Here is a 26,128-nt window from a genome sequence, read left to right on the forward strand (position 1 = left end):
ATAGCCATGACGGATATAACTATGAGAAAACGAATAACACTTGCTAATGAATATTAATAAGCGTTCTCTTCCCCTTTGAATATATTGAATATGGTAAGAAATATTATTCTTATATCAAGCATTAACGACCAGTTCTCCATATACCATATATCATGCTCTACTCTTTTCTCCATCAATACCGGGTTTGAGGTTTCACCGCGATAACCGTTTATTTGCGCCCAGCCTGTTACACCAGGCTTTAAAAAATGGCGAATCATATACTGCTCAATTAATTTGCTGTATTCTTCTGTATGCTTTAGCATGTGGGGGCGCGGGCCGCAAAGGCTCATGTCGCCCATGAATACATTAAAAAATTGAGGAAATTCATCAAGGCTTGTTTTTCGCATAAAAGCCCCGATTTTAGTAATGCGGCTATCATTCTTTTTGGCTTGCTTATAATCGCTGTCTTTATTAACCGCCATGCTGCGGAATTTCATACAGCGAAAAGTTTTATTATCCTTACCGGAACGATCCTGTATAAAAAAAACCGGCCCCTTTGAAGATAATTTAATCAGTATGCCTAATAAAGGTGTAAGCCATGACATTACGAAGATGATAACCAAACTGCTCACTATTATATCAAAAGCCCTTTTCTTAACGCGGTTAAAGAAAATATCCAACGGCTCATTTCGTAAAGCCATAATGGACATCTGGTTTAATTTATCAACTTCCACCAGGTTATAAACAGCGTTTGCTGGTGAAGTGCCTGCAGCAACAAAACGAAGGCGCACCATATTAGCTTCAGCCTTTTTTACCAGTTCAGGCAATTCAGGATGTTCAGAAGGCAAAACAGTAGAATAAATTTCACGCACTTTATTTTCAACGGCGTAATTAACACAATCCTTTATAGGAAAGAAAGGATCTTTTGTATCAGGCTGTTTAACGCCTGTGCCGTCAGAAAAAAAAGCAAGCAGCTCGTAAAATTTATCATTCTTATGAAAGTATTCGGCAAGCTGCTGGGCTTTATCATTATAGCCAATGATTGCTATTCGCCGGGGCGGCACCGTTTTAACGGTTATATTTTTTAAGAAGAATTCAGCTAAATAAGTTTGAAAGAAACGACTTATCAAAACAAAAAAGCCAGCTGTTACAAAATAAGCGGTGGCTGTACGGTTAAGAAATTCCAGTTTAAAGAAACCGTAGTTTATGAGTTGCATTAAACCATATAAAAAAAGTATTTGCACAGCAAGCACACGCCATGACTGGCGATAAGTTCTTTCAATTTCTGAAATTATATTATAAGTGTATAACCTGAAAAAATAGGCTATGCAAAGCCAGGATACATTAACTGTTATAATAGATAAAACAAAAAAAGAAATATTGTAATTATTGTAAGATATTAAAATACTTATTGTAGCAGCAAGGTTTATAAGCACAAAATCGGTAAGCAATAATACTGAACGTAAAAATTGAAATTCTTTGTTGCCCATTTTAATAAATTAAATAATTTTCACAGGGGCATCCGTTTCCAACCCTGGGTCAGGACTTGCAAAAATAGTGGATTAAAGTTTAAAATAAGCCAGAAATGTGCAGTTTTAAAAACCGGCACATTTTGCATGTAAAGAAAAACATAACTAACAATACAAATTCAATAATCATATTATTAAAATATTATGAGTTGCGTGCTTTGCCTTTGAATAAGATTTTATACATGCTTATAATCTCCAGCACGTGCTGTAAGAATTAGCAAAAAGATTTTACATAAGCTATCTTTATTAAACAAAACAAGGCTTAAAAAGATTGCTTATCTATTTTTTCAACTATAACATCTATGTTCAAAAAAGCTTTAATCACCGGCATTACCGGCCAGGATGGCGCTTATCTTACCGAATTATTGTTATCGAAAGGGTATGAAGTGCATGGTATAAAACGAAGAAGCTCTTCATTTAATACAGACCGCATAGACCATCTGTACCAGGACCCGCACGATAAAAATGTGCGGCTTAAACTGCATTATGGCGATCTTACAGATTCAGCCAATCTTATCCGCATCATACAGGAAGTTCAGCCCGATGAAATTTATAACCTTGGCGCCATGAGCCATGTAAAGGTGAGTTTTGATACACCTGAATATACAGCCAATGCTGATGGCATCGGTACGCTGAGAATACTGGAAGCCATAAGGTTATTGGGATTGATTAAAAAGACCCGCATTTACCAGGCTTCTACTTCTGAACTTTATGGCCTGGTGCAGGAGATACCCCAGAAAGAAACCACACCTTTTTATCCCCGTTCACCTTATGGGGTAGCTAAATTGTATGCTTACTGGATTACGGTAAATTACCGCGAATCTTACGGTATGTATGCCTGCAATGGCATCCTGTTTAACCATGAAAGCCCTTTGCGCGGTGAAACTTTTGTGAGCCGGAAAATTACCCGTGGTGTTGCCAAGATAGCGCTCGGCATGCAGGATAAATTATACATGGGAAACCTTGATGCCAAACGTGACTGGGGCCATGCTAAAGATTATGTGGAAGCTATGTGGCGCATACTACAACAAGAATCTCCTGATGACTATGTAATTGCCACAGGCATTACAACCGAAGTGCGTGAATTTGTAAGAATGGCTTTTGCCGAGCTCGGCATTACCATTGAATTCGAAGGAAAGGGTGATAAAGAAAAAGGTATTGTAGCCGCATGTTCAAACCCGGATTATGTACTGGAAACAGGAAGAGAAGTCGTTTGCATAGATCCTGCTTATTACAGGCCTGCAGAAGTTGAAATATTAATAGGCGATGCTACCAAAGCTAAAACAAAACTGCAATGGGAACCGGCATACACCCTTGCAACAATGGTGAAAGAAATGATGTGGTGTGACATTGAATTATTCAACAGGGAAAAACTATTGAAAGACGCAGGTTATATAATAAAAAATCAATTTGAGTGATCTTACTGTAAAATTCAAAAGCCGCCCTGAAGCGCAAATAACTATATCCAAAGTGAAGCCAATGCCAGCAATAAAGCAGGGATCATAACCATCACGCCTATCTTCAGAAACCGCCAGGCACTTACATCATGGCCTTCACGGCGCAATGCTGTAAGCCATAGAATAGTAGCAAGCGATCCGGTTACAGATAAATTTGGGCCGAGGTCAATCCCAATCAAAACTGCATTTCTTACAATAACAGGCACTGATGCTGTTTGTAATACGCTGCCGGCAATTAATCCTGCAGGAAGATTATTGGTAAAATTAGATGCAATGCCAATTCCGGCGCCACTTGTAATGGCGGCGCTGTTAGGCGATGTTGCCGTATAATGCATCAGAACATTAGTGATATTTCCTATTAAACCGGTTTTAATTAAAGCTTCTACAATTACAAACAGTCCTGCAACAAGCGGTAATATGCTCCACGAAATACCTTTAATTACATTTAAAGGTGATTCACGGGCAATCAACAAAACAATCAATGATGTTACAGCACCTGTTATCAATGTTGGCAAACCTAATTGTATATGAAAAGCAGATGCGAGTAACAATACTATAGCTGCCACACAAATACCACGGGCCGCCGCTTTTCCGCCTCTTGTTAAACGCGGCATTTCTATATTGGATTCTATAGGCTGCCTCAAAAATTTTCGCTGGGATTTATACAGCATTAAATAAGTAATGCCAATTGAAATGATTGAAGGCAGAATAAAATGCTCCAGCCAAACGAGTAACGACGGCAAATGCTTTCCATAAATTACAAGGTTTGCCGGGTTTGATATAGGCAACACAAACGAAGCCGCGTTGGCAATGAAAGCACATATAAAAAGATAGGGCATAGATTGTTTAACCTTTGCCGCTTTCATAGAGGCTGCTACGGCAGGCGTAAGCACAACAGCAGTGGCATCGTTGGATAAAAAAACCGTAACGATAATGCCCACCAGGTAAATCATTATAAACAATCTTCTGGCTGAACCATTTGCATGCTTTGTGGCTACCGCCGCCAGCCATTCAAACAATTTTTCTTCCCTTGCTGTTTCAGCCAGCAACATCATACCAGTAAGAAATAAATATACATCGGCGCCTTTTGCAATACCGGTGAATGCTTCCGCAGGAGAAATAAGCTGGGTTATTAATAAGATGAAAGCGGCGCATACAACCCAAATTGCCTCGTTTAATTTAAACGGCCTTATAATTACAAAGGCTGTTGTTATTATGGCTATAATCCAGATTGCTGCGTTGGGATTCATGTAATGAAGCCGCGAAATTATTGCTTAAATAATTGCGTATTGTATTTTAATAAATAATCTTCCACGGCAGGCCAATATGTTTAAAAGCAGAATGTTTAGAAACCTATATCTTTCACGCAAAAAATAATATGAGAAAGCTTGTGTATATTTTATTGCCTGTAATGATGAGCTGTAATACTTCAACCAGCATAATAAATATGAATGGCGCTTACACAATGGAAAAACAAAATTTTAAAGGCAACGATATTGATACGAGTTCAGTTGAAAACAACCAGCTTAAAATTTATGCAGGCAATGTTATGATGTACACGCTTGTAAACCCATTGCAGGATGTTTCCGCATTTGCAGTAGGAAAATTTTCTGTTAATGGAGATAAGCTGATAGAAAATATTACATATAACGCTACAGAAAACCTTCAAAGCGCCGACGTGTTTTCGGATACAGTGAACATTATAAAAAATGATACGGGTTATGTACAAACGATGTCGAAGGTAATGTCTGATAAAGGCGAAATAAAGATTACGGAAACCTACAAGTCAGCCGGTACCAACACACCTTCGTTGCTTGATGGAATCTGGAAACAGGTTTCTTCTTATGCCCTGCGCGGTAGCGATACCATTAAACACAGCGATATTGAATACAAAGCTTTTTATGCGGGGTATTTTTCGTATGGGGATTATTATACGGATTCCATACAGCAAAAAAGAACAGGCATCAGTTACGGAACATTTTCTATGGATAGCAACAACAACCTTACAGAAACCATTACCGCTTCAACCTGGCCGGAATTGAATGGAAAAACTTTTGTGCTGGATATTACAATCAATGACAGTGATGGCTTTACGCAAACGACGACTAATGCAACCGGGGATAAAGAAATTTCGGTGTATGAGAGGGTGAAATGATAAGAAGATAATTTTTATGTTGCCAGCTTTTGTGTTTTAATTAAGCACGGTTGTGTCACTCCCTTGTACTGATGTTTTTTATGGTGTCAATAGACCGTTTGCAAAAATCTTGTTTAATTACAGTGATTCTTTCACGCAATTCTCTGCGAAGAAGTGCGACGAAGTAGAGATTTTCAAAAGACATAAATTGATTCAATTACTCACAACAAAAAGTTCTTGTTCGGTTGTCTCCTCATCTGTTCCATTTTCCTTTTTAAATTTTTCTAATTCATCAATTAAATTAAATAAGCGTGCTTTCGCTTTACTTATTAAAGTAAAATATCGCATTGGTATAATTGTGATTGGACCTTCTTCAGATTTATCTTCTGCATTTGCATCAATACTTGACCCAAGAACGTAACAAGTAATTTTTGTATTACGATCGACCTTTCCACTTTTTCTTATTTCACGAGCATAATACATTGCTTGATCTTTTTCTTCACTTGATATTTGAAAGCCACCTCTTTTTAATTCAACAATTACTACTGCGCCAATGCTATTTATTTCGTGATCTTCATTAAAGGCATCTCTAGAATATATACCAATAGAAGCATTTGGCAGAATCACAAAATCAGGTCTTCTTTTTGGATTATCAATAACTCTTTCAGCAAAGAAATTTCTTATAATTGTTGATAATGTTCTATTTGAAATAAAACTTATCGACTCGAATTCTGGTCCAAAAATCCATAAACCTCTTTCAAACAAAGGTTGCAAGTCATGCAGTTCATCAGTCGTTGAATTATCAACAAGTCGTTCTAATTCTGTTACTAATTCCAGTCTCCATTTTAAGACGTTCAAAACCTTTTTAATATCGGTAATCGACCATTCTGCAAGTACAATATTTAACTCATCTATGTTGCCATGATTGAATTTTGATAACTTATCAAGTAGTGCATATCCAGACCTCGACTTTTCCATTACAGCAAGAACTTTAACTGTAGTTTCTAATTCATTTAAACCGAAAGTGGGGCAATCTTTTTGTAACTGATCAATAACATCACTAATTTCTTCTTTGACAAAATTTGGAAGGTTTCCTACATATTCTTTACTCGCAATAAAAGCTTCTGTTTTTCTTTCTTTGCGTGTCTCTGCTAGTAATAACAACAAATCATCATTAATAAAGTCTAATATATCTTGTCTGATTTTTAATATCTGAATTAGCATGAAATCCAGACCAATCTTGTTTGACAAAAGGTTTCAAAAAATCTGCTTCAATAACGTAAACATATTTTTTTGCTATTGGGTTTCTGCCATCTATTAATCTTCCATTAACTCCATCCCATGAAGGCGTGCCGACAAGTCTTCTTTGAACCCACCAAGCAACACCTTGTTGTTGTGTAGTTTTATATTTCTCTCCTTCAAACCTTCGAATTATGACTTTGCCAAGGTTTTCATAAGGGAATTCTTTTATAATATTTTGCGCATTTAAATCCATCAAATCAACTTTCGTAGTATTAACAATAATTGTAAATTCCGGATCAGCAACGAATTTTGATCCTATTAAATCAACAATACTTTGTTCGCGCAACTCATTGTTCTTTAAAATTCTTCCACTGATAGTTGTTCCGTGCCCTTTTTTCGGTTTTGTATCTTCAATTTTAATTTCAAATGGCTTGTCTGACTTAGATCTTTTGATAGAAGCTTTGGTGTAAATGTTATCTTTTATTGTTTCAAGTGTATATCCATCACAAAAGCAAAACATGGCATGTCTACCAACTCCGTTTTTTCCAAAAGCTAAGCGTTTTTTATTCTTACTGCCTGATGGAAATGTGACATCTTTACCTTGATGTTTAATTCTATTGTAATGAAGGTTGTTCCATCTTAACTTAAACTCTTCTGTTGTTAAACCAGTTCCATTATCTTTTATAAAAAATATATCATTGTTTTCTTCAGGATATCTAATCTCAACTTTAGTTGCACCAGCATCCCATGAATTTGCAACAAGCTCGATTATTGCTACACGAGGGTCTTGTATAATTTGACCTGCATGATAATCAAGAAAATTTTCTTCAAAAAGTAAAGGGATTGATTCACCATCTGGCTTAGCCATCATAAAAAGTTTATTGCTAATGTAATTAACACTTGTCATAAAAATTATCTTTATCTAATCCTTTCAAAAAATATTATATCATTTTTACTTACACCCTCACTCAATAAAAATCTTTTCATCTCTTCATCAAAACAAGAGCTCGAAACAATAAACTCATCAACTTCATCATCTGTTGGCGGCATAGCAAATTCATAAAAGAATTGATTTTCTTTTGCTGCACGTATTTCATCAATACTTACACGTAAAACATCAGCAATCATTTGCCGCAATTGTTTGCACGTTAAATTCATTCCAAACTTCTTAATCCATAAATCTTTTAATCCTAAAAATCCCGGTTCAGACAACTAAAACAACCGCCCCTGCGCATCGCCCGGCCTTTTAAACAAGCTTCTGTCCAAACTCCAGTCTTCTGCATTCATACCATAAAGTTTTCCATACTTGCGGTATTGCTGTGCCACTAATTGCGCAATCGGGCCTTCACCGCGCATACGCACACCCCAGCGCGTATCATTCACTTTGCCATCATGACTTTTTTCAATTAAATGCCAAACCTTATCTGCGCGTTCGGGAAAGTTTTTATAGAGCCAGTCGCGAAACAAAAATTTGATAGCGCCATTCAAACGTATAAACGTATAAGCTGTAAACGTTGCGCCATTATCCCTTGCCGCTTTCATGATGCGTTGCATTTCATGTTCATTCAATCCCGGTATCATTGGTCCCATCATAATGCCCATGCGCACGCCGGCAGAACTTAATTCATTGATCACCTTTAATTTTTGTTTGGCCGTTGTGGTCCGCGGTTCCATCACGCGTCTTAAATCTTCATTAAACGACGTTATAGACACCATGGCCGAAACAATATTCTTCCTGCCCATATCGGCCAGCACATCTTTATCTTTTAATATCCATGAATTTTTGGTAAGAATACCCACAGGCTGATTAAACTCGTTACATACTTCCAGTAAGCCTCTTGTTAAACGATATTTTTGTTCGGCAGGCTGGTAACAATCTGTATTGCCGCTTAACATGATGGGCGTGGCATCCCACTTCGGATGTTGTAAAAATTTACGCAATAACTGCGGCGCATTTTTCTTCACGATGATCTTTTGCTCAAAGTCTATTCCGGCGCTGTAACCCCAGTATTCATGCACATTGCGGGCATAACAATATATACAGCCATGTTCGCAGCCGGCATAAGGGTTCATACTGTAACTCATGCCCACATCAGGGCTTTCCACTTTGTTTACAATCGTTTTTACTTCCTGTTCCAGGTAAACGGTGGGCAATGTTTTTTCTTCCCAATCGTCAATGGCTTCAACATGTTCTTTGCTTACTTCATTAATTAAAAATTTGTTTTTTGTATTGAATTGTGCGCCGCGGCCATGATGATAGGTTGCCGCCTCGTCATGGTCTTTCGGGCGTGGTTTGGCATTGGGATTATCGGTTATGTTTTTCATGGACAATATTTTTAATTCACTTTGGTTTTTTAATGTTTGGCATTTATTTTCTCTGTACTTTTTAAACTACGCACAACTAACTATTAGAAATAAATAAACGTTGTTGCACAGAGGCACCCCTCTCCACTCCGTGGAGAGGGGCCGGGGGTGAGGTGTATCAATAAAATCTTTGCACTTTGCCATGTTTATCTTTCTGGTTGAATTCACTTTTGTTTTTTGTCACAAACAGACTTCGTTCCAATACATGTATTACGCAGGTTACCACGCCCCACACATGGCTGCGGTCATCAAAATTGTGAAGCTGGATATTACTCATGCGCTTATTGGCGCAGAGCAGTTCTACATACGTTGGGTTGCGTTGCAGCCTTCGCACCAATAACTCACCATCGAGTATGGCAACGATCAGTTTCCCGCTGGCTGGCCTTATGCTGCGGTCAACAATTAGAACATCGCCATTAAAAATGCCGTCTTCCATCATCGCATCGCCATTCATGCGAAAGAAAAAAGTGGCAGGCTTGTTTAAAATAAGCTGCTCGTTCAAATCAATACCGCGTTCCATATAATCATCGGCAGCAGCGGCAAAGCCATTGGCATTAGCCGTTTTTACATCGTGTTGTGAAAAGTTTTTGCTGCCGGCATAAGCGGCCTTATAACCTGGTTGTGTTTCCATATTGCAATATTTTTATGACTAATTTTTTTAGCAAATCTAAACTAAATGAATTAGCTTAGCGCTTTAGTAAGTAAAAAAAACAAATTGTATATATATGGAACAGCAAGTATTTTTTTCATCCGGTTTGCAGTTTGGAATGCCCAAATTTTTTGAATATTTATTAGTGGTTCATCCGGGCCAGGAAGTCTTTAGCCAGATAAAAGCGGAAAAGGAAAATTTTTCGCTGGAGTACAATGTGAGCATCGCAAGAAAAACACAACCGCATATAACGATTGCCAACTTTTTGGCTAAGGAAGCCATGGAAGAAACGCTGATTAAATGGATGTATAAGATCATCAGCCATCACAAAAGCTTTGATGTGATGATCAATAATTTCAGCGGGTTTCCGTCATCAAAAACTGTGTATGCACGCATCCAGGATCATGAGCCTTTTAAACAACTGGCAATCTCATTAAGGAAAATAAATGAGTACATTAATGATAATGGTTTTCCCAATGCCAAACTTATCAATCATCCGCATATAACAATTGCAAGAAGCCTGCAGCAACAAGTGTATGAAAAAGCCATTATGGATTATTCACGCAAAACATTCAATGCCCGCTTTGTGGTTGATGAGCTGGTCTTATTAAAGCGCCAGAATCAATATGACAAGTGCAGGCAGGTAAGCGTATTCAGGCTTGGCACGGCGTTGAATTAATGTGTCTGAACCGGGATTTGGATGGATTAAAGGATTAGCAGGATTAAGGGCAAAGCGGTTATGAAAATAGCATCTAAAAGTTTTAGAAGCTTGAAGAAGATTTTATGCAATTGCACCTAACCATCAAGGAACTACAGCTGAAGAATCAGCAGCACAAAAGATTAATCAAGGCGAAAGAAAAAAAGTGCGAATATCTTTTTTTCTTGAACTTCTCCTGCCCGACTGATGCCAGTCAGGCGGGGATCTTTTCCTTCAAGAAATTAAAATCTTCTGCCATAGGTTTTTCGTTTTGTAGTATTTCAACCCTTTCCCTTTTAAAGAAACTGAAATAAAGAAAACAATCATTAAAGTAAAAGTTCCCGTTTAGGGATAGGCATGAAAAATCCATTCATTATACAGGAATATTTAAGTGAGGCGGAAGCAAGGGCAGAAAAACATGTTTTACCTGCTGAATACTTATTAGTACTGCAGCCGCATGAAGCGCTTTGGGACGAAATCAAATCCATCAAAGAAAAATTTGCAACCGATTATAGCTGCGAACAGGCAAGAAAAGGTTTACCGCATATAACACTTGCCAGGTTCAAACAATTTCAATCAACAGAAACCCATATCAGGCATCATTTAAGAAATAATGCAAGAACCATAGCGCCGTTTAAAATTGAGCTGAAAGATTTTGGCAGCTTTCCATCGCATACTATCTATATAAATATCGCAAGCAAAGTGCCCATAATGAATGCCGTAAAAACCTTACGGCAAAACGCACAGAAATTTATGAAGATGGATAAAGACAATAAACCGCATTTCATAACGGAACCTCATTTAACTATCGCCAGGAAGTTACAGCCCTGGCAATACGAAAAGAGCTGGCTGGAATATGAACATGCCAATTTTCACGGCAGGTTTATTGCCGGTTATGCATTGCTTTTAAAAAGAAAGGCAGGTGAATATTATAAGCAGGTAGAAAAGTTTGCGTTTGAAGGTGTGAAAGAAGAAGTAAAACAGGCAAATTTATTTGACGCTGAAACTCCAGCCCTAAGAGTTAAGTGAGTCGCTAAAAATATAACCAACATGCAGCATCAGGAAACAATAGCACAACCGCACACGCCTACCGGTTCCCTTTCGAGAGGACGGAGGAGATATGCCGTTGTTGATTGCAACAGTTTCTATTGTTCGGCGGAACGTGTTTTTCGCCCGGAGCTGGCAGATAAACCGGTTATTGTTTTAAGTAATAATGATGGTTGTATCGTGAGCCGCAGTGATGAAGCCAAAGCTTTCGGCGTTGAAATGGCCGGCCCATATTTTAAGGCAAAGGAAATAATTGAAAGAAATAATATCACTACGTTTTCATCCAATTACAATTTATATGGCGATATGAGCTGGCGTGTAATGGAAACATTACGCATAATAATGGGCGAACAAAATGTGGAAGTATATTCTGTGGATGAAGCCTTTATTAACATGGATGCTGTGCCTTTTGAAGAACTTGATTTTGCTGCCTTGCAAATAAGAGAAACCGTTGAACAATGGACCGGCGTAAAAGTATCTGTTGGCGTGGCGCCTACAAAAACGCTGAGCAAGGTGGCCAATCATATTGCCAAACTTGATAAAGAGAAAACAAACTGTGTTACGGTTTTAAAAACAATGGAAGACGTAAACAGCGCCCTGTATAAAACACCTGTAGGCGATGTGTGGGGTGTGGGAAAGCAATATGCCAATAAACTGAAAGCCTTTGGCATCTATGATGCTTATCATTTAACCCAAATGCCTGAAGAATGGGCAAGAAAAAACCTGGGCGGTGTGGTGGGTTTGCGTTTGATAAAAGAACTGAAAGGCGAACCTTTTATCGTGATGGATGAAGAACTCGTTCAGAAAAAAATGATTGCTACCACACGCATGTTTGGCGCACCTGTAAAAGACAAACAAAGTATTAAAGAAGCTGTTGCTACCTATACATCAAGAGCCGCCGAAAAGCTGCGCCGCCAATTCGGCGCAGCTTCTGCGATAAGTGCATTTGTTGTTCCTAAAATGCCACGCTCAGGCGATGGCCATTTTTCGCACGGGCCAACTATTAGTGATCGCATTATGTTGCCGCATCCCACCTGTGTTACAAGTGAATTAATAAAAGCTGCCATGAAAATTATCGACCGCATTTATGAAGAAGGAAAGCTGTATAAAAAAGCGGGCGTTATGTTAAGCGGCATTATACAGGATACTTCTGTACAGGGAGATTTTTTTATTCCGAAAGAAAAAAACAATAACCGTATGCTTATGAGCATGATGGACAACATCAACTTTAGTATGCGGGATGACATACTGAAATTTGCCGCCAGCGGCACTAACCGCAACTGGAAAATGCGCCAGGAATTCCGCAGCCCGAGATATACTTCAAGATGGGACGAGTTATGTGAAGTGAGGTAACGATGAATTTGAAACCATAGCTGCCATAAAAATTCAACTGTACAAGTGTTGCGACGCAACCGTGCTTAACCGAAGTTCAATAGCTGGTCACCAAAAAAATTAAATAAAGATTAGTATGCCGGTTGAATTTTAATGCACACATTTGTTGCATGCAACTGCAGTTACAAAACATTGTTCCAACGCCTTTAAAAGATAAATTGCTGCAACGGCATTCTGATGTGTGGAATAAACAATTGCAATTAAATAATGCGGAATACATAAAAATTAAGGCGCCAAGCGGCACAGGCAAAACCACGCTCGTGCATATTCTCTATAAGCTGCGCAAGGATTATGATGGCAATGTTTTGCTGGATGATAAAAACCTTGCTACATTAAATGCAGATGAACTTGCCTTGCTGCGCCAGCAAAATATCAGCATCATTTTCCAGGACCTGCGGTTATTTCCTAATCTTACAGCGCGTGAAAATATTGAGCTCAACCGTGTATTGCAGCAGCCGTTGTATGAAAGCAATATGACTGATGAAATGGCGGCGCTGCTGGGCATTATGCACATCTTACATCAAAAAGCATCTATGTGCAGTTATGGTGAGCAGCAACGCGTTGCCATTATCCGCGCATTGATGCAGCCTTTTAAATGGCTGATAATGGATGAGCCTTTCAGTCATTTGGATAAGCATAATATTAATAAAGCTTCCGCTTTAATTGATGCGGAATGTAAAAAACGCAATGCCGGTTTTTTGTTGACCGATTTGGAAGACGATGAACATTTTAATTATACTCGATTGTTGAACTTATAAATTTTCTTGCCCCTCTCTTTTGGAGAGGGGTTGGGGTGAGGTTTTATGCTTAATCAACTTTTAAAAAAACTTATTCATGCAAGCAGCGGCCGCAGCCGCAATGCAATGGCTATCGTTGGTTTGTCTATTGCTTTGCTGCTTATATTATCTGCCGTGCAAATACAGGCAAATTATCAGCAGCTTTTATACACCAAAACCAGCCAGGACAGCATTGCAGACTTCCTCGTTATTAATAAAACTGTTACCGATAAAAACGTTGGCGCTGCCACTTTAAGTAATGCAGAAATAAATGATTTAAAACAACAACCATTCATTGAAAAAATAGGCACGCTCACACCCAGCCGTTTTAAAGTGGGCATACAAAGCATCAGCAAACAAATTCCTTTTTACAGCGACTTCTTTTTTGAAAGTGTGCCCGATGAATTTCTTGATGTAAACACACCGGCCTGGCAATGGAATGAAACCAGCAATTACATTCCAATGATCATTCCCAACATGTTTTTGGATATGTATAATTTTGGTTTTGCGCAAAGCCAGCACCTTCCACAGCTTTCACAGGATTTAATCACCAGCCTGCCTGTACAAATAAATATACAAACGCCAACAGGCACAGTAAACTATTATGGTAAAGTAGTTGGTTTCAGCGACCGTATTTCTTCTGTATTAGTGCCACAGCCATTCATGGATTGGGCCAATAAAAAATTCGGCGAAGCCATAAACCAACAGCCATCCCGCGTTATCATACAAACAAAAGATGCAGCAAGCCCGCAACTGGCCGGCTATTTAAAAGCGCATAATCTTTCAACCAATACAGAAAAAACGAGGTTTGAAAAATACCGCGGCATTATTACTACCGTTGTTGCTATTTCGTGGGTAATGGGCGGGCTCATGTTTTTATTTGCATTAATCGTGCTTACATTGTTTATACAACTTGCCATTGCATCAGCCAAAGAAGAAATTTATTTGCTCGTAACATTAGGTGCTTCACCTAAACAATTGCAACGTTTTTTACGCAGGCAGTTTCTTCCTGCCAATATTATTACCGTTATTGTTACGCTTGCAATAGTTGCGGCCTTACAGTTCACGCTGCAGAAAATATTGGCAACCCAAAATATTTATATAAGTGCTTATATATCTCTTTACACAATTATTGCTGCATTCATTATACTGTTACTTATTGGTTTTGTAAACAACCGCGCTATAAAAAAGTATATTCATTACAATAACTGATTTTATACTGCGTATAAATATTTTTATGTTACCGGCAGATTAACTAATGGCAGCACGGTTGCGTCGCATTACCGTCAACTGCATATTTTCATGGCGGCAACGGTTTCCTGTTCCTGCGTCAATATTTATTTTTTATTTCGGCGTAAAGCAATTTGTAGATTTGAACTATTATTGAGCGTATGGCTGAAGAGCACAAATTACCCACCATAAAAGAGATCGCCCAAAGGCTTAATATATCTGTATCCACTGTATCACGGGCTTTACACGATCATCCAAGCATTGGCCTGCGCACCAAGATGCGGGTGCAGCAATTGGCTGATGAATTAGGTTATGAGCCTAATAAAATTGCCATCTTCTTCAAACAAAGAAAAACGTATGCCATTGGCGTTGTGCTGCCCAGCTTAATCGAAGAGTTCTTTTCAAAAGCCATCAGTGGTATAGAAGATGTGGCCAGAAAAAATAAATATCATGTTTTCATTGGCCAGTCGCACGATGATGTGGAGATGGAAAAAGAAATTATTACTGCAATGAAAGACCAGCATGTGGATGGTTTAATTGTGAGCTTAAGCAAGCAAACGAAAAATTATGACCATTTTATGGCGCTGGAAAAATATAATATACCTGTTGTGTTTTTTGACCGGGTGCCTTCGCTATCCAATGTGCATAAAGTGGCATTTGATATGGTGAATGGCACTAAACAAATGCTTGAGTTTCTAATTAAAAAAGGACATCGGCGCATTGGTATTTTAAACGGCCCTGAAGAAATGATCTCATCCAAAGAACGCACTGAAACCTATAAACAGGTAATGATAAAAAACAGGATAAAGATAGATATGAGCTTGGTAGAATCAACTGATCTTTCACTGGAATCCACTGCTACGGCTGTTGAAAAAATGCTGTCTTTAAAACCCAGGCCAACCGCCGTAGTTGCGATCAATGATTATGTGGCGCTGGATGGTATTCGCCACGCAAAAAAATTAAACCTTGAATTAAATAAAGACATAACATTTGTGAGCTATGCCAATATTCCCATTACCTCTTTTTTGCAAGACCCGCCATTTGCATCGGTAGAACAATATCCTTATAAACAAGGCAGCATGGCGGCTGAAATTTTAATTGAACTGATGAACAATTCTTCTACATCTGAAAGTTTCCATAATATTCTTATTAACGGCGATCTTGTAATACACGCAACCGGGGAATAACCTATACATGAAAATACAGCAACCGTTTGCGCATTATTTTGCATTAATAGTTTTATATGTTTGGCTTCAGAAAAGGTTTACTTCTCATACTGCCTAAACTGAAATTATGATGAACGATATTTTACAGGCTTATGGTTTAATTACGCCTGGTTCCATTAAACCATTTGGGGACGGTTTAATTAACCATACATGGAAGATTGAAGATGAAAAAGGCAGTTTCATTTTACAAAAAATAAACACAGGCGTATTTAAGCATCCTGAATATATTTCAGAAAACATTAAAGCCGTTTCAGGCTATCTTTCGGTTCATCATCCCGCCTATTTTTTTTGCACACCAGTAACCACTACGCAGCTTGACGATCTTGTTTATACCAGTGAAGGCTGTTTCAGAATGTATCCTTTTATTAAAAATTCTCATACCATTAATGTAGCGGAAAATGCAGGGCAGGCATTTGAAGCGGCAAGAATGTTTGGAGAGCTTACAAAATTGCTGGCTGGTTTTCCGGTAGATAAATTGAAGATAACACTGCCCGATTTTCATAATATATCTCTTCGCTACAACGATTTCCTTAAAGCTGTTGTGCATGGTAATAAAGAACGTATTCAACAGTCTTCATCGCTTATAAATTTTTTAAAGAGCCAGCAGCATATTGTTGCAGAATATGAGCAGCTAAAAACATCCGGCGCTTTAAAACCAAGGGTCACTCATCACGATACCAAGATTAATAATGTATTGCTTGATGATAATAACAAAGGCATTTGCGTAATTGACCTCGACACTTTAATGCCCGGCTATTTTATAAGTGATGTGGGCGATATGATGCGTACTTATATTTCACCTTTTGGCGAAGAAGAAAAGAATTTTTCAAAACTTGAAATGCGGGAAGATTATTTTACCGCCATTGCTGAAGGCTACCTGTACGAAATGCGCAATGAATTAAATGAAGCTGAATTAAATCATTTTGTTTTTGCAGGAAAGTTTATGATCTACATGCAGGCATTGCGCTTTCTTACCGATTATCTTAATAATGACATTTACTATGGCCGTAAATATGAAGAACACAATTTTGTGCGTGCCGGCAACCAGGTGCATTTACTGCAATTGCTGATTGAGAAAGAAGCCAGGTTTCAGGAAATTACCAATCGTATCACTTTTCCTAAAAAAACCACCAGGCAAAACCATTAATTAACAACGCCACCGCTACCCTGATTTGTATATATTAAATTCACATAAACGATCCTTTAAAAACTTAATGCCCGGGTTTACTTCTCAAACATAATATTCATTGCTAACTTGCGCCTTGCATGTTTCAATCAAAAAAAAATATAATTGTTGGCAGAAACCCGGTTACAGAAGCGCTGCGGCAGCAATCGGGCGTTGATAAAATACTGCTGTTTAAAAATGCTTCCGGCGATGTGATCAATGAAATAAGAAAACTGGCGAGGGAACAAAATATTCCTGTTCAATATGTACCGAATGAAAAGCTGAACAGCCTTACCAATATCAATCACCAGGGCGTAATCGCCTATCGCTCAGCCGTTACTTACCAGGACCTTCAATCTGTTATCGACTGGGTAAATGATAAAGGTGAAACAGCGTTATTGTTAATGCTTGACGGCGTTACCGATGTGCGGAATATTGGCGCCATCGCCCGCAGCGCTGTTTGCTGCGGGGCACATGCCATTATTATTCCCGATAAAGGCGTTGGCGCTTTAAACGAAGATGCCGTAAAAAGCAGCGCCGGCGCTTTGGAGAAATTAAATATTTGCCGCGTAAACAGCTTGCTGAAGGCCGTGGATGATTTACACCTGAACGGCATTAAGGTTTTTACAAGTGAAATGAATGCAAAGCAAAAACCATATGAACTTGACCTCGCCGGGCCATGCTGCATCATTATGGGCAATGAAGAAAAAGGCGTTCAGTCTTATTTATCCAAAGCCGCCGATGCACATTTCACCATTCCCATGAAAGGTGAATTTGACTCGCTGAATGTTTCGGTTGCCGCAGGCATTATTTTGTATGAAACAATGAAACAAAGATTATAAATGGTTTGGGCACATTCATTTGTTTTATTAATAATTTTATATTTATTAGTAACTGATTGAAAAGCTTTGCTATAACTTCGCGGCGCAATAACACGCTGTTAATACAACGAGATGCTTAGAAAATCATGGTGGAAAATATTGAGTTTTGTTTTGCTGATGTACACTTGTATCATGGGCTTTCTCGTAAAAATACCGGTGCTCGACGGCCGGTTGCAGCAATCTATCCGTAACTTATTTTTCCATGTGCCCATGTGGTTTTGCATGATGGTGCTTTTCACGGTTTCTGTTATTTATGCAATTAAATCCTTAAACTCCGGCAAAATAATTCACGATCATTATGCAACTGAATATGCCCGCAGTGGTATTGTGTTTGGCGTTTTAGGGTTGATAACCGGGTCCATCTGGGCAAAATATCAATGGGGTGCATTCTGGAGCAGCGACCCCAAACAAAACGGCGCTGCTATTGCCATATTAATTTACCTGGCTTATTTTGTTTTAAGAGGCTCTGTTGATGATGAGAACAAACGTACGCGCTTAAGCGCTGTGTACAACATATTTGCTTTTGCCATGCTTTTTCCAACCATCTGGATTTTACCGCGATTGACAGAATCATTGCACCCGGGCGGGCAGGGCAGCGAAGGCAACCCCGCCTTGAATGGTTCAGACCTTGCACCACAAATGCGCCTGGTTTTCTGGCCGGCTGTTATTGGCTGGACCTTACTGGGCGTTTGGATAACCACCTTAAGAATAAGGTTACAATTGTATAAAGAAAAATTATTTGAATATGCTTAGGAAATTAGCGCTTCTTCTCTCTTTTTATTTTATAGCAGCAGGCAGCTATGCCCAGCAAATGGATTTATCAAAGGAAGAGCCTACTGATTTCATGAATGGCAGCGGGAAAATTTTTGTGGTAATGGCAGTGGCTGTTGTAATTGTTTTAGGGTTATTTATTTACATAATTAACCTCGACAGGAAGATTTCTAAACTTGAAAAAGAACGTCCTTCGAAAAGCTAAAAATTTTTTATTCATAAAAAACAAATGTTCATTAGTCTAATTTAAAATAATCTAACGATGGCAGACAAACACTATAATTTCTTTGAAAGTGTAACCCGGAGCTTTGACAAAGCAGCAAAGTTTACCCAATGGGAAAAGGGTATTCTCGATCAGATTAAAGCCTGCAACGCCGTTTACCGCATGCGGTTTCCCATTAAACGAGATGATGGTTCTATTGAGGTAATTGAAGCATACCGTGCTCAGCATTCACATCATAAAACACCCTGCAAGGGTGGTATAAGGTACAGCGAACTGGTTGACCAGGATGAAGTAATGGCGCTTGCTGCTTTAATGACCTACAAGTGTGCCATTGTAAACGTACCGTTTGGCGGCGCCAAAGGCGGTATTAAAATTAACCCGAGAGAATTCAGCGCGTGGGAACTGCAGAAAATTACACGACGTTATACTTCAGAATTGGTAAAAAAAGAATTTATCGGCCCGGGTACAGATGTGCCTGCACCCGATTATGGAACGGGTGAACGTGAAATGGCCTGGATACTGGACACTTACATGGCAATGCATCCCGGCGAAGTGGATGCTATGGGTTGTGTTACCGGCAAGCCCGTTGCCCAAGGTGGCGTAAGGGGAAGAAAAGAAGCTACCGGCCTCGGTGTTTTTTATGGCATACGCGAAGTTTGTTCCATGCCTGATGTAATGGAAAAATTAGGGCTTACAACAGGTATTGTTGGCAAGCGCATTGTTGTGCAGGGGCTTGGAAACGTTGGATATCATACCGCTAAATTTTTCAGGGAACATGGCGCCAAAATAGTAGCCATTGCAGAATTCGAAGGCGCTATTTACAATGAAGACGGGCTGAATGAAGAGGCCGTTTTCCAGCACAGGAAGAGCACTAAATCCATATTGGATTTCCCGGGCGCCACGAATTTAAAAGTAACCGGCGATGCACTTGAGCTGGAATGTGATATTCTTATTCCGGCAGCGCTTGAAAATGTTATTAATGGTGATAATGCTGCACGGGTTAAAGCTAAAATTATTGGTGAAGCGGCCAATGGCCCTTTAACACCCGATGCGGATGAAATCCTGTCTAAAAAAGGCGTGCTCGTTATTCCCGATATGTACCTGAATGCCGGCGGCGTAACGGTTTCTTATTTTGAATGGCTGAAAAATTTAAGCCATGTACGCTATGGCAGGATGGAAAAAAGGTTCACCGAAAATTTAAATAAACATATCATTGGCCAGCTGGAAGAACTTACCGGCAAAACCGTTGACAGCCGCGAAAAATTATTAATTGAACATGGGCCGGACGAGGTTGATCTTGTTTACAGCGGGCTTGAACAAACTATGATTGAAGCTACGCGTGAAATTATGGCCTGCTGGCATGCGAACGATAAAATACCTGACATGCGTACTGCAGCTTATGTTGTTGCTATCGATAAGGTAGGAACAAGCTATGCCGAATTAGGCATCTTCCCATAATTGTTACAAAAATTTTTTGGGAGATACACCAGCTTTGTTTGAGGCTGGTGTATCTTTTTTAGAATGGTTTGAAGATTATCTTTTCAAAAGCGTGCCATCAAATAATTTCAGGATACGTTTGTATTCATCTGTCCAACTGCTGGGTTCCACAAAACCATGATCTTCTACCGGGTAAGGCGCTATCTGCCAGTTATCTTTTCCCAGCTCAATCAGGCGTTGTGTTAAGCGCACCGCATCCTGGAAATTTACATTCACATCAACCATTCCATGACAAATGAGTAAATGGTTTTTTAAACCATTTGCGAAATTGATGGGCGAAGAGCGTGCATACGCAATGCTGTCAGTAAAAGGTTCATTTAAAATAGCAGCGGTATATTCATGGTTGTAATGCGCCCAGTCTGTCACCGGCCGCAAAGCTGCGCCCGCTTTGAAAACATCGGGCTGCGTGAACATAGCCATTAGTGTCATAAAACCACCATAGCTGCCGCCATACATGCCAATGCGTGTGGAATCAATCCCAAAATTTTGAACAAGGTAATGGGCGGCATCCACTTCATCATCCAGGTCTTTCCCACCCATATAACGGTAAATGCCGGTGCGCCAGTCGCGGCCATAACCGGCGCTGGCACGGTAATCAACATCCAAAACAGTGTAACCTTTATCAGCCAGCAAATTGTTGAACATCATTTCACGGAAATAATAACTCCACCAGTAATCCACGTTTTGCAGGTAACCGGCGCCATGCACAAAAATTACGGCTGCATTATTCTTTGTGCCGGGCCTCGGCTCATAAATACGCGCATAAACATTGGCGCCATCTCTTGCCTTAAAAGTAAAAATCTTCGTGTCACGCCACGGGTATAGTTTGAAAGAATCGCTCATTGCCTTATTGGTTACCCGCTGCGGCTTTGCACCAGGTTTTATTTCCTGCACATACAATTCCCAAGGCTTGGTTTGATAGGAATAACGATAAGCCAGGTATTTATTATCAGGTGATAAATACATTTCATAGCCGCCGGTGAGCGAAGTGAGTTTTGTTTTATTACTGCCATCAATATTTATCCTGTAAATATTTTGTTTGCCGGGATGCTCTTCGTTTGTTACGATGTAAAAGAACTTTTTATCAGTGCTTAAAATTGCTTTCTGAATTTCATAGTTGCCGCTCGTAACAGCATGCTTTTGATGTGTGTTGAAATTATAAGTGTATAAATGCGAATAGCCGGTTGCTTCGCTTTTAAAATAAAAGCTACTGTTGTTTATCCAGCCAATGTTGGCAGGTTCAAGCCAGGCAATGCCGGGCCCTGCAATCCAGGCATCATCACGCTGGTGATCTATTAAGCTAAGTTTGCCCGTGGCGGCATCCAGCTGCATTATCCAGCGGTCTTTCTGATCAAGCGAAAAAATATCAACTACACACACGCTGCCTTCATCATTCCATAAAACGCTTTCTATGCGCAGCTTTCTTTTATTGCCGGCAGAATCTTTTGCTTCGTTTGGATAATCCTTCACATAACCCGGTGTATAATGAATAAAAGGAATGGAGTCGGTTGAAATTTTTATAACCGTATCTTTCAATTTGTCAAAAACAAAAAAAGAAAAAGTTCCATCGGGCCTGCCAGCTTTTGTGCCCGCTGGTATTTCAGCAGTATATCCATCGCTGGTAACATAGTTGGGAACGATTGCCCGCCTGGCATCAGGATTCCTTTCAAATAAAGTATAGGCAATAAACCTTCCATCGCTGCTTACCGTTAATTGCTGCACGCTTTTATTGCCCGTATAAATCGTGCGAAGCGGCTTTTCTTCTTTGTTATTTTCAAGAAATTCTTTGCGGGCATCTTTTTTATCCTGCCTGCTTTTTATTACGGAAGAAGTACGCAGTGCCTCATCGTTCAGCCATTGCTGCTGTTTGGAAAACTGTTTGTCTTCGGCAGGTGCAGCGCCTTTTTTAAAATGCGCTAACTGTTTTGTATTGCCGGTTAAGGCATTCCATTCATACAGGTCATTATCTAAACGGTAAACAATTTTGTTATCATCTTTCAGAAATACCGGGTCCGATTCTTCTGCTGTTGTTTGCGTAACACGTACAATATTTTGGTTGGCTGTTGCAAGCAGGTAAACATCGTTGTTATGTATAAAAACAATTTTCGTTCTGGCTGCATTATGTCTTCCGTTATTAATATCTTCTGCAAGCTTTGCCGTAAGATAATTCTCCTTTTCTGTGCTGCCGCTTGCAAGCTGATAATTGTAAGCGGAATCGCTGCTGTTATTTTCCGGGTTCCAGCTAAAGTGAATGGATCTGCTATCGTAATTCCAAAATATTTGCGATGGCGAAGTACCAATCCATTTTGGATCACGCATTATTTGTTCAACGGTAAGCTGCGCATAAGAGGCAAAAGGCAACAGCAGCAAAAGTGGCAGAAATTTTTTCATATCGGAGGTAATTAAAAAGAGCCTGTAAAAAACATTGTGAATATAACCCGCTTAAAAGCCTTGCAGAAATTTTTTCGCCGGTTCATTCGTACATTTTTATTTTTCAATAGCCTCATGGAACCTCGCTATGCATATCTCCCTATGTAGCGAAAAGTTATTATGCCCGGTTTCATTCGTATCTGTTGCAATTTTAAGCACAAACAATTCACATTTTAAGTCGGTGTGCTTTTATGCATATATCCGCCTGCGGGCATGTAAACAAATTGATTTAGGTTTGCCTATACGGCGAATAAAACTTTCTCTATATATTGCCGCAAAAAATAAAAGATATACGAATGAAATTCATTGTTTCTTCTTCAGCTTTACTAAAACATCTGCAGCAGATAAACGGTGTGATAAATGCCAATACGGTGTTGCCTATTCTTGAAGATTTTTTGTTTGAAATTGAAGACAAAAAGCTCACCGTTGTTGCTACCGACCTTGAAACAGTGATGGGTGTTCAAATGGATGTGGAAAGTAAAACCGATGGTAAAATTTGCATACCTGCGCGTATTTTGATGGATTCATTAAAAAACATTTCAGACCAGCCGCTTACTTTTAATATAGACAAAAATTTTTCAGTTGAAATTACAAGCGATAACGGTAAGTATAAAATGATGGGTGAAAACCCTGATAACTTTCCCAAAGCGCCCGAAGCGGATGATGCCAACAACTTTACAGTTACCAGCAGCGCTTTGCTCAACGGCATTAATAAAACTTTATTTGCTGTAAGCAACGATGACCTGCGCCCTGCCATGACAGGTATTTTCTTTGAGCTTTCAAAAAATGCAGTGCAGTTTGTTGCAACCGATGCGCACAGGCTTGTTCGTTATAAAAGAACAGATGCTACCAATGCCAATGCAGACAGTTTTATCGTTCCAAAAAAACCTTTGAACCTGCTGAAGAATGCATTGCCTGATAATGATGATGAAATAACCGTAAGCTATAATAACAATCATTTTTTTGTGACGCATGGTGAAACAAGGCTGAGCTGCCGCCTGATAGATGCACGTTTCCCCGATTATAAAGTGGTGATACCGGCAGATAATCCTTATAAGCTTACTGTAAACCGCACCGATTTTCAAAGTGCATTGCGCCGTATTAATATCTTTAGTAATAAAAGCACTAACCAGGTTGTATTAAGCATAAACGGAAGTGAATTGCAGCTTACCGCGCAGGATGTTGATTTCAGTTCAGAAGGTAATGAACGTATGAATTGCGAGTATGACGGGGAAGATTTGCAGATTGCTTTTAATGCTAAATTTTTAATTGAACTTTTAAATGCTTCCGAAAGCGAGAATGTGGTGGTTGAATTATCCACTCCCAATAAAGCCGGTATAATAAAGCCAACTGAAAAAGAGGAGAATGAAGAGCTTTTAATGCTGGTGATGCCACTTATGTTAAACGTATAATATTTGATACAGCTTTATAAAATTAAAGGCCCGGTTTGAGGGCCTTTTTTATTTGACATAAGTATGAACCCTTGTGCGCAGCCTGCATTTTTTATTAAGAACATGCCGCCGTTTCACCTGTTATACAACCCAAAAACAATCTTATCTTTATTCAATATGAAAATAGCTTTGGCTTCACCATTATACCCGGCATCGATATATGACGCTATTAAACAACTGCAGACATTGGTGGAAGATGCGGCCCGGCAAAAAGCAGCCATCATTTGTTTCCCTGAAACCTATATTCCCGGCTATCCGCTTGATTTGGAAAATGTGAAAAAAACTTCGCCGGAAGTTTTAAAAGACGCTTTACAAAAAGCCTGTGAAATAGCAAGAGCAAATTCAATTGCCATTATCCTGCCAATGGATTGGTATGAGGATGAAAACTTTTTGAATGTGGCTTTTGTAATTTCAGGTAAAGGGAATGTGGCAGGTTATCAGCCCAAGGTGCAGCTTGACCCTTCGGAAGATAATGTATGGGTTGCAGGAAAGGGCAGGCAATTATTTGAAGTGCAGGATTTAAAATTTGGCATCGCCATTTGTCATGAAGGTTTTCGTTATCCTGAAACGGTACGGTGGGCGGCAAGGCAAGGCGCATCCATTGTTTTTCATCCGCATTTTGCCGGCAGTGATACTGAAGGTATTGAATTGAAAGAGTGGGGCAATGCGGGCAATCCTTATTATGAAAAAGCCATGATGATGCGTTCCATTGAAAACACTATATACTTTGCCAGCGTAAATTATGCAACCCGCTTCCAGGAATCCGCCACTTCTTTAATAAGCCCTGATGGTAAATGCATTGCCTGGCAGTTATATGGTAAAGCAGGCATATTGGTAGCGGATATTGAACCGGAGTTAGCCACGGGCAGGCTGGCTAAAAGGCTTAAAATAAATTATACCTGAATATTTCAAAGTATAAACAATTCATTATACCAAACCTTAACCATATTCTTAAACAACTTTAGGAAATATCCCATTCATACCTGTAATTTTATATTTTAATTGCGATAGCCCCGGTTTAACCTGATTGAATTATAAACGCTGCATAATTAAGGGATATGATTTTTAATGTGACGGAAAATTTTAATCCACACATTAAATTAAAACATTTTAAACTTCTTCTGGATATTGTATGTATCTTACTTAAGCCCGGGGCTATTAAAGGCTGTTAAAATGAATATTATTTTATTTAGAATTCCTAAATTTAGATGCTAAAGCATGGCGCTGAATATATTGTTTACCTATTGCTGATCTATGGAAAAATTTAGTAAGGAGAGAGCGCTTCAACTATTTAAGCAGAAGCTCAGGACTTTTGCTAACGCGCCGGACGAGGACTTAAATCAATTCGCTAATGTTATGCAAATAAAGCACTTTAACAAGGGCGAAGTGATTTTAAAAGAAGGACAGGTATGCAGGCATTTTTACTTCATCTTACAAGGTTGCATCCGCGGTTTCAGAATGAAAGACGGAAGGGAAGTAAATACAAACTTTTATTTTGAAGAAGACATTGCCAGCGATTTTATAAGCTTCCGTGATGAAACACCATCTAAATTCTATCTTGTTGCATTAGAAGAATGCATCGTTTATTGCGGCAGTAAAAAAGAAGCATCACCTGTTTTTTTAAATGAACCATCGCTTCATGCAATTTTGTTTCGTTTTTTCCAGGCTTTATATTTTAAACAAATGGAACATTCCAATGGATTCAGATTGCTTGATCCCGAAGAGCGTTATAAATATATGCTGGAACGAAACCCTCAATACCTTCAGCGCATTCCTTTAAGTTATCTCGCCTCTTATCTCGGCATGAGCCGCGAAACTTTATCGCGGATACGAAAGAAAAGAAGTTGAATTAATGGCTAATGAAATAGCTGACCGGGTTGCATTATTACAGTGGCGCGGGCTTTGTTTTAAATCAATCACTACTTTCTTATATTCTGCCACTATAAAAGCATAGAGAATTGCGAACCTTTTCATGCGCAATGAAATCT

General features: G+C 39.2%; 24 protein-coding genes. 16 read left to right on the top strand and 8 right to left on the bottom strand.

The genetic code is table 11. From position 1 onward, the window contains the following. Nucleotides 1-53 precede the first annotated feature (53 nt). A complete protein-coding gene (locus BM015_RS09720) occupies nt 54-1,469 on the bottom strand; it encodes an undecaprenyl-phosphate glucose phosphotransferase (protein ID WP_090657800.1) in 1,416 nt (471 codons plus the stop codon). Between the two features lie 341 nt (nt 1,470-1,810). Between BM015_RS09720 and gmd the strand changes: the two genes are divergently transcribed. Then, a complete protein-coding gene (gene gmd / locus BM015_RS09725; protein ID WP_090657802.1) occupies nt 1,811-2,926 on the top strand; it encodes a GDP-mannose 4,6-dehydratase in 1,116 nt (371 codons plus the stop codon). Between the two features lie 41 nt (nt 2,927-2,967). On the opposite strand, the gene BM015_RS09730 is transcribed toward gmd, so the two are convergent. Further along, a complete protein-coding gene (locus BM015_RS09730) occupies nt 2,968-4,215 on the bottom strand; it encodes an arsenic transporter (RefSeq protein ID WP_090657804.1) in 1,248 nt (415 codons plus the stop codon). 128 nt (nt 4,216-4,343) lie between these two features. Here BM015_RS09730 and BM015_RS09735 point away from each other — a divergent pair, with 128 nt between their 5' ends. Next, nucleotides 4,344-5,120 (top strand): hypothetical protein, encoded by a 777-nt coding sequence (locus BM015_RS09735; RefSeq protein WP_090657806.1) that lies wholly within the window; start codon nt 4,344-4,346, stop codon nt 5,118-5,120. 192 nt (nt 5,121-5,312) lie between these two features. Here BM015_RS09735 and BM015_RS09740 read toward each other — a convergent pair whose 3' ends face one another. From BM015_RS09740 to BM015_RS09760, 5 genes are all read right to left on the bottom strand, one after another. Then, nucleotides 5,313-6,323, bottom strand: a complete 1,011-nt coding sequence (locus BM015_RS09740; RefSeq protein ID WP_090657808.1) for a hypothetical protein — start codon at nt 6,321-6,323, stop codon at nt 5,313-5,315. Next, complete coding sequence (locus tag BM015_RS09745) at nt 6,274-7,248, bottom strand: ATP-binding protein (RefSeq protein WP_090657810.1); 975 nt, start codon at nt 7,246-7,248, stop codon at nt 6,274-6,276. Before BM015_RS09745 ends, BM015_RS09740 begins: the two co-directional genes overlap by 50 nt. 11 nt (nt 7,249-7,259) lie before the next feature. Then, a complete protein-coding gene (locus BM015_RS09750; RefSeq protein ID WP_177191866.1) occupies nt 7,260-7,469 on the bottom strand; it encodes a hypothetical protein in 210 nt (69 codons plus the stop codon). Nucleotides 7,470-7,553: 84 nt separating this feature from the next. Further along, the gene (locus BM015_RS09755; protein WP_090657814.1) at nt 7,554-8,666 is read right to left on the bottom strand and encodes a PA0069 family radical SAM protein; all 1,113 of its coding nucleotides are present in this window, start codon (nt 8,664-8,666) and stop codon (nt 7,554-7,556) included. A 157-nt stretch (nt 8,667-8,823) separates the two neighbouring features. Then, nucleotides 8,824-9,336 (bottom strand): LexA family protein, encoded by a 513-nt coding sequence (locus BM015_RS09760; RefSeq protein WP_090657816.1) that lies wholly within the window; start codon nt 9,334-9,336, stop codon nt 8,824-8,826. Nucleotides 9,337-9,430: 94 nt separating this feature from the next. Between BM015_RS09760 and BM015_RS09765 the strand changes: the two genes are divergently transcribed. The 11 genes from BM015_RS09765 (at nt 9,431) to BM015_RS09815 (ending at nt 20,220) form a co-directional block, all read left to right on the top strand. Further along, on the top strand, nt 9,431-10,033 hold the full coding sequence (locus BM015_RS09765) for a 2'-5' RNA ligase family protein (RefSeq protein ID WP_090657818.1): 603 nt from the start codon (nt 9,431-9,433) through the stop codon (nt 10,031-10,033). Nucleotides 10,034-10,408: 375 nt separating this feature from the next. After that, the gene (locus tag BM015_RS09770; protein ID WP_090657819.1) at nt 10,409-11,080 is read left to right on the top strand and encodes a 2'-5' RNA ligase family protein; all 672 of its coding nucleotides are present in this window, start codon (nt 10,409-10,411) and stop codon (nt 11,078-11,080) included. Between the two features lie 21 nt (nt 11,081-11,101). Further along, nucleotides 11,102-12,451, top strand: a complete 1,350-nt coding sequence (locus BM015_RS09775) for a Y-family DNA polymerase (RefSeq protein ID WP_090657820.1) — start codon at nt 11,102-11,104, stop codon at nt 12,449-12,451. 149 nt (nt 12,452-12,600) lie between these two features. After that, nucleotides 12,601-13,248 carry an ATP-binding cassette domain-containing protein gene (locus BM015_RS09780; protein ID WP_090657822.1) on the top strand — a complete coding sequence of 216 codons (648 nt, stop codon included), beginning with the start codon at nt 12,601-12,603 and terminating at the stop codon, nt 13,246-13,248. A gap of 45 nt (nt 13,249-13,293) precedes the next feature. Then, nucleotides 13,294-14,478 (top strand): ABC transporter permease family protein, encoded by a 1,185-nt coding sequence (locus tag BM015_RS09785; RefSeq protein ID WP_090657823.1) that lies wholly within the window; start codon nt 13,294-13,296, stop codon nt 14,476-14,478. A 179-nt stretch (nt 14,479-14,657) separates the two neighbouring features. Beyond that, nucleotides 14,658-15,683, top strand: a complete 1,026-nt coding sequence (locus BM015_RS09790) for a LacI family DNA-binding transcriptional regulator (RefSeq protein WP_090657824.1) — start codon at nt 14,658-14,660, stop codon at nt 15,681-15,683. 106 nt (nt 15,684-15,789) lie between these two features. Beyond that, nucleotides 15,790-16,869 (top strand): phosphotransferase enzyme family protein, encoded by a 1,080-nt coding sequence (locus BM015_RS09795; protein WP_245751345.1) that lies wholly within the window; start codon nt 15,790-15,792, stop codon nt 16,867-16,869. Nucleotides 16,870-16,988: 119 nt separating this feature from the next. Further along, complete coding sequence (rlmB, locus tag BM015_RS09800; RefSeq protein ID WP_090657828.1) at nt 16,989-17,729, top strand: 23S rRNA (guanosine(2251)-2'-O)-methyltransferase RlmB; 741 nt, start codon at nt 16,989-16,991, stop codon at nt 17,727-17,729. 111 nt (nt 17,730-17,840) lie between these two features. Further along, complete coding sequence (gene ccsA / locus BM015_RS09805) at nt 17,841-18,521, top strand: cytochrome c biogenesis protein (protein ID WP_090657829.1); 681 nt, start codon at nt 17,841-17,843, stop codon at nt 18,519-18,521. Continuing rightward, a complete protein-coding gene (locus BM015_RS09810) occupies nt 18,514-18,744 on the top strand; it encodes a CcmD family protein (RefSeq protein ID WP_090657831.1) in 231 nt (76 codons plus the stop codon). Before ccsA ends, BM015_RS09810 begins: the two co-directional genes overlap by 8 nt. A gap of 57 nt (nt 18,745-18,801) precedes the next feature. After that, nucleotides 18,802-20,220, top strand: a complete 1,419-nt coding sequence (locus tag BM015_RS09815) for a Glu/Leu/Phe/Val family dehydrogenase (RefSeq protein ID WP_090657832.1) — start codon at nt 18,802-18,804, stop codon at nt 20,218-20,220. Nucleotides 20,221-20,295: 75 nt separating this feature from the next. Here the strand turns inward: BM015_RS09815 and BM015_RS09820 are convergent, their stop codons facing one another. Next, nucleotides 20,296-22,650, bottom strand: a complete 2,355-nt coding sequence (locus BM015_RS09820) for a S9 family peptidase (RefSeq protein WP_090657833.1) — start codon at nt 22,648-22,650, stop codon at nt 20,296-20,298. A gap of 335 nt (nt 22,651-22,985) precedes the next feature. On the opposite strand from BM015_RS09820, the gene dnaN reads away from it, so the two are divergent. The 3 genes from dnaN to BM015_RS09835 all read left to right on the top strand — a co-directional run bounded on the left by dnaN (nt 22,986) and on the right by BM015_RS09835 (nt 25,988). Next, complete coding sequence (gene dnaN, locus BM015_RS09825) at nt 22,986-24,101, top strand: DNA polymerase III subunit beta (protein ID WP_090657834.1); 1,116 nt, start codon at nt 22,986-22,988, stop codon at nt 24,099-24,101. A 156-nt stretch (nt 24,102-24,257) separates the two neighbouring features. After that, complete coding sequence (locus tag BM015_RS09830) at nt 24,258-25,043, top strand: carbon-nitrogen hydrolase family protein (protein ID WP_090658196.1); 786 nt, start codon at nt 24,258-24,260, stop codon at nt 25,041-25,043. 453 nt (nt 25,044-25,496) lie between these two features. Continuing rightward, the gene (locus BM015_RS09835) at nt 25,497-25,988 is read left to right on the top strand and encodes a Crp/Fnr family transcriptional regulator (RefSeq protein WP_177191867.1); all 492 of its coding nucleotides are present in this window, start codon (nt 25,497-25,499) and stop codon (nt 25,986-25,988) included. Nucleotides 25,989-26,128: the final 140 nt, after the last annotated feature.

This window comes from Parafilimonas terrae, assembly GCF_900115755.1.
Classification (GTDB): Bacteria; Bacteroidota; Bacteroidia; order Chitinophagales; family Chitinophagaceae; genus Parafilimonas; species Parafilimonas terrae.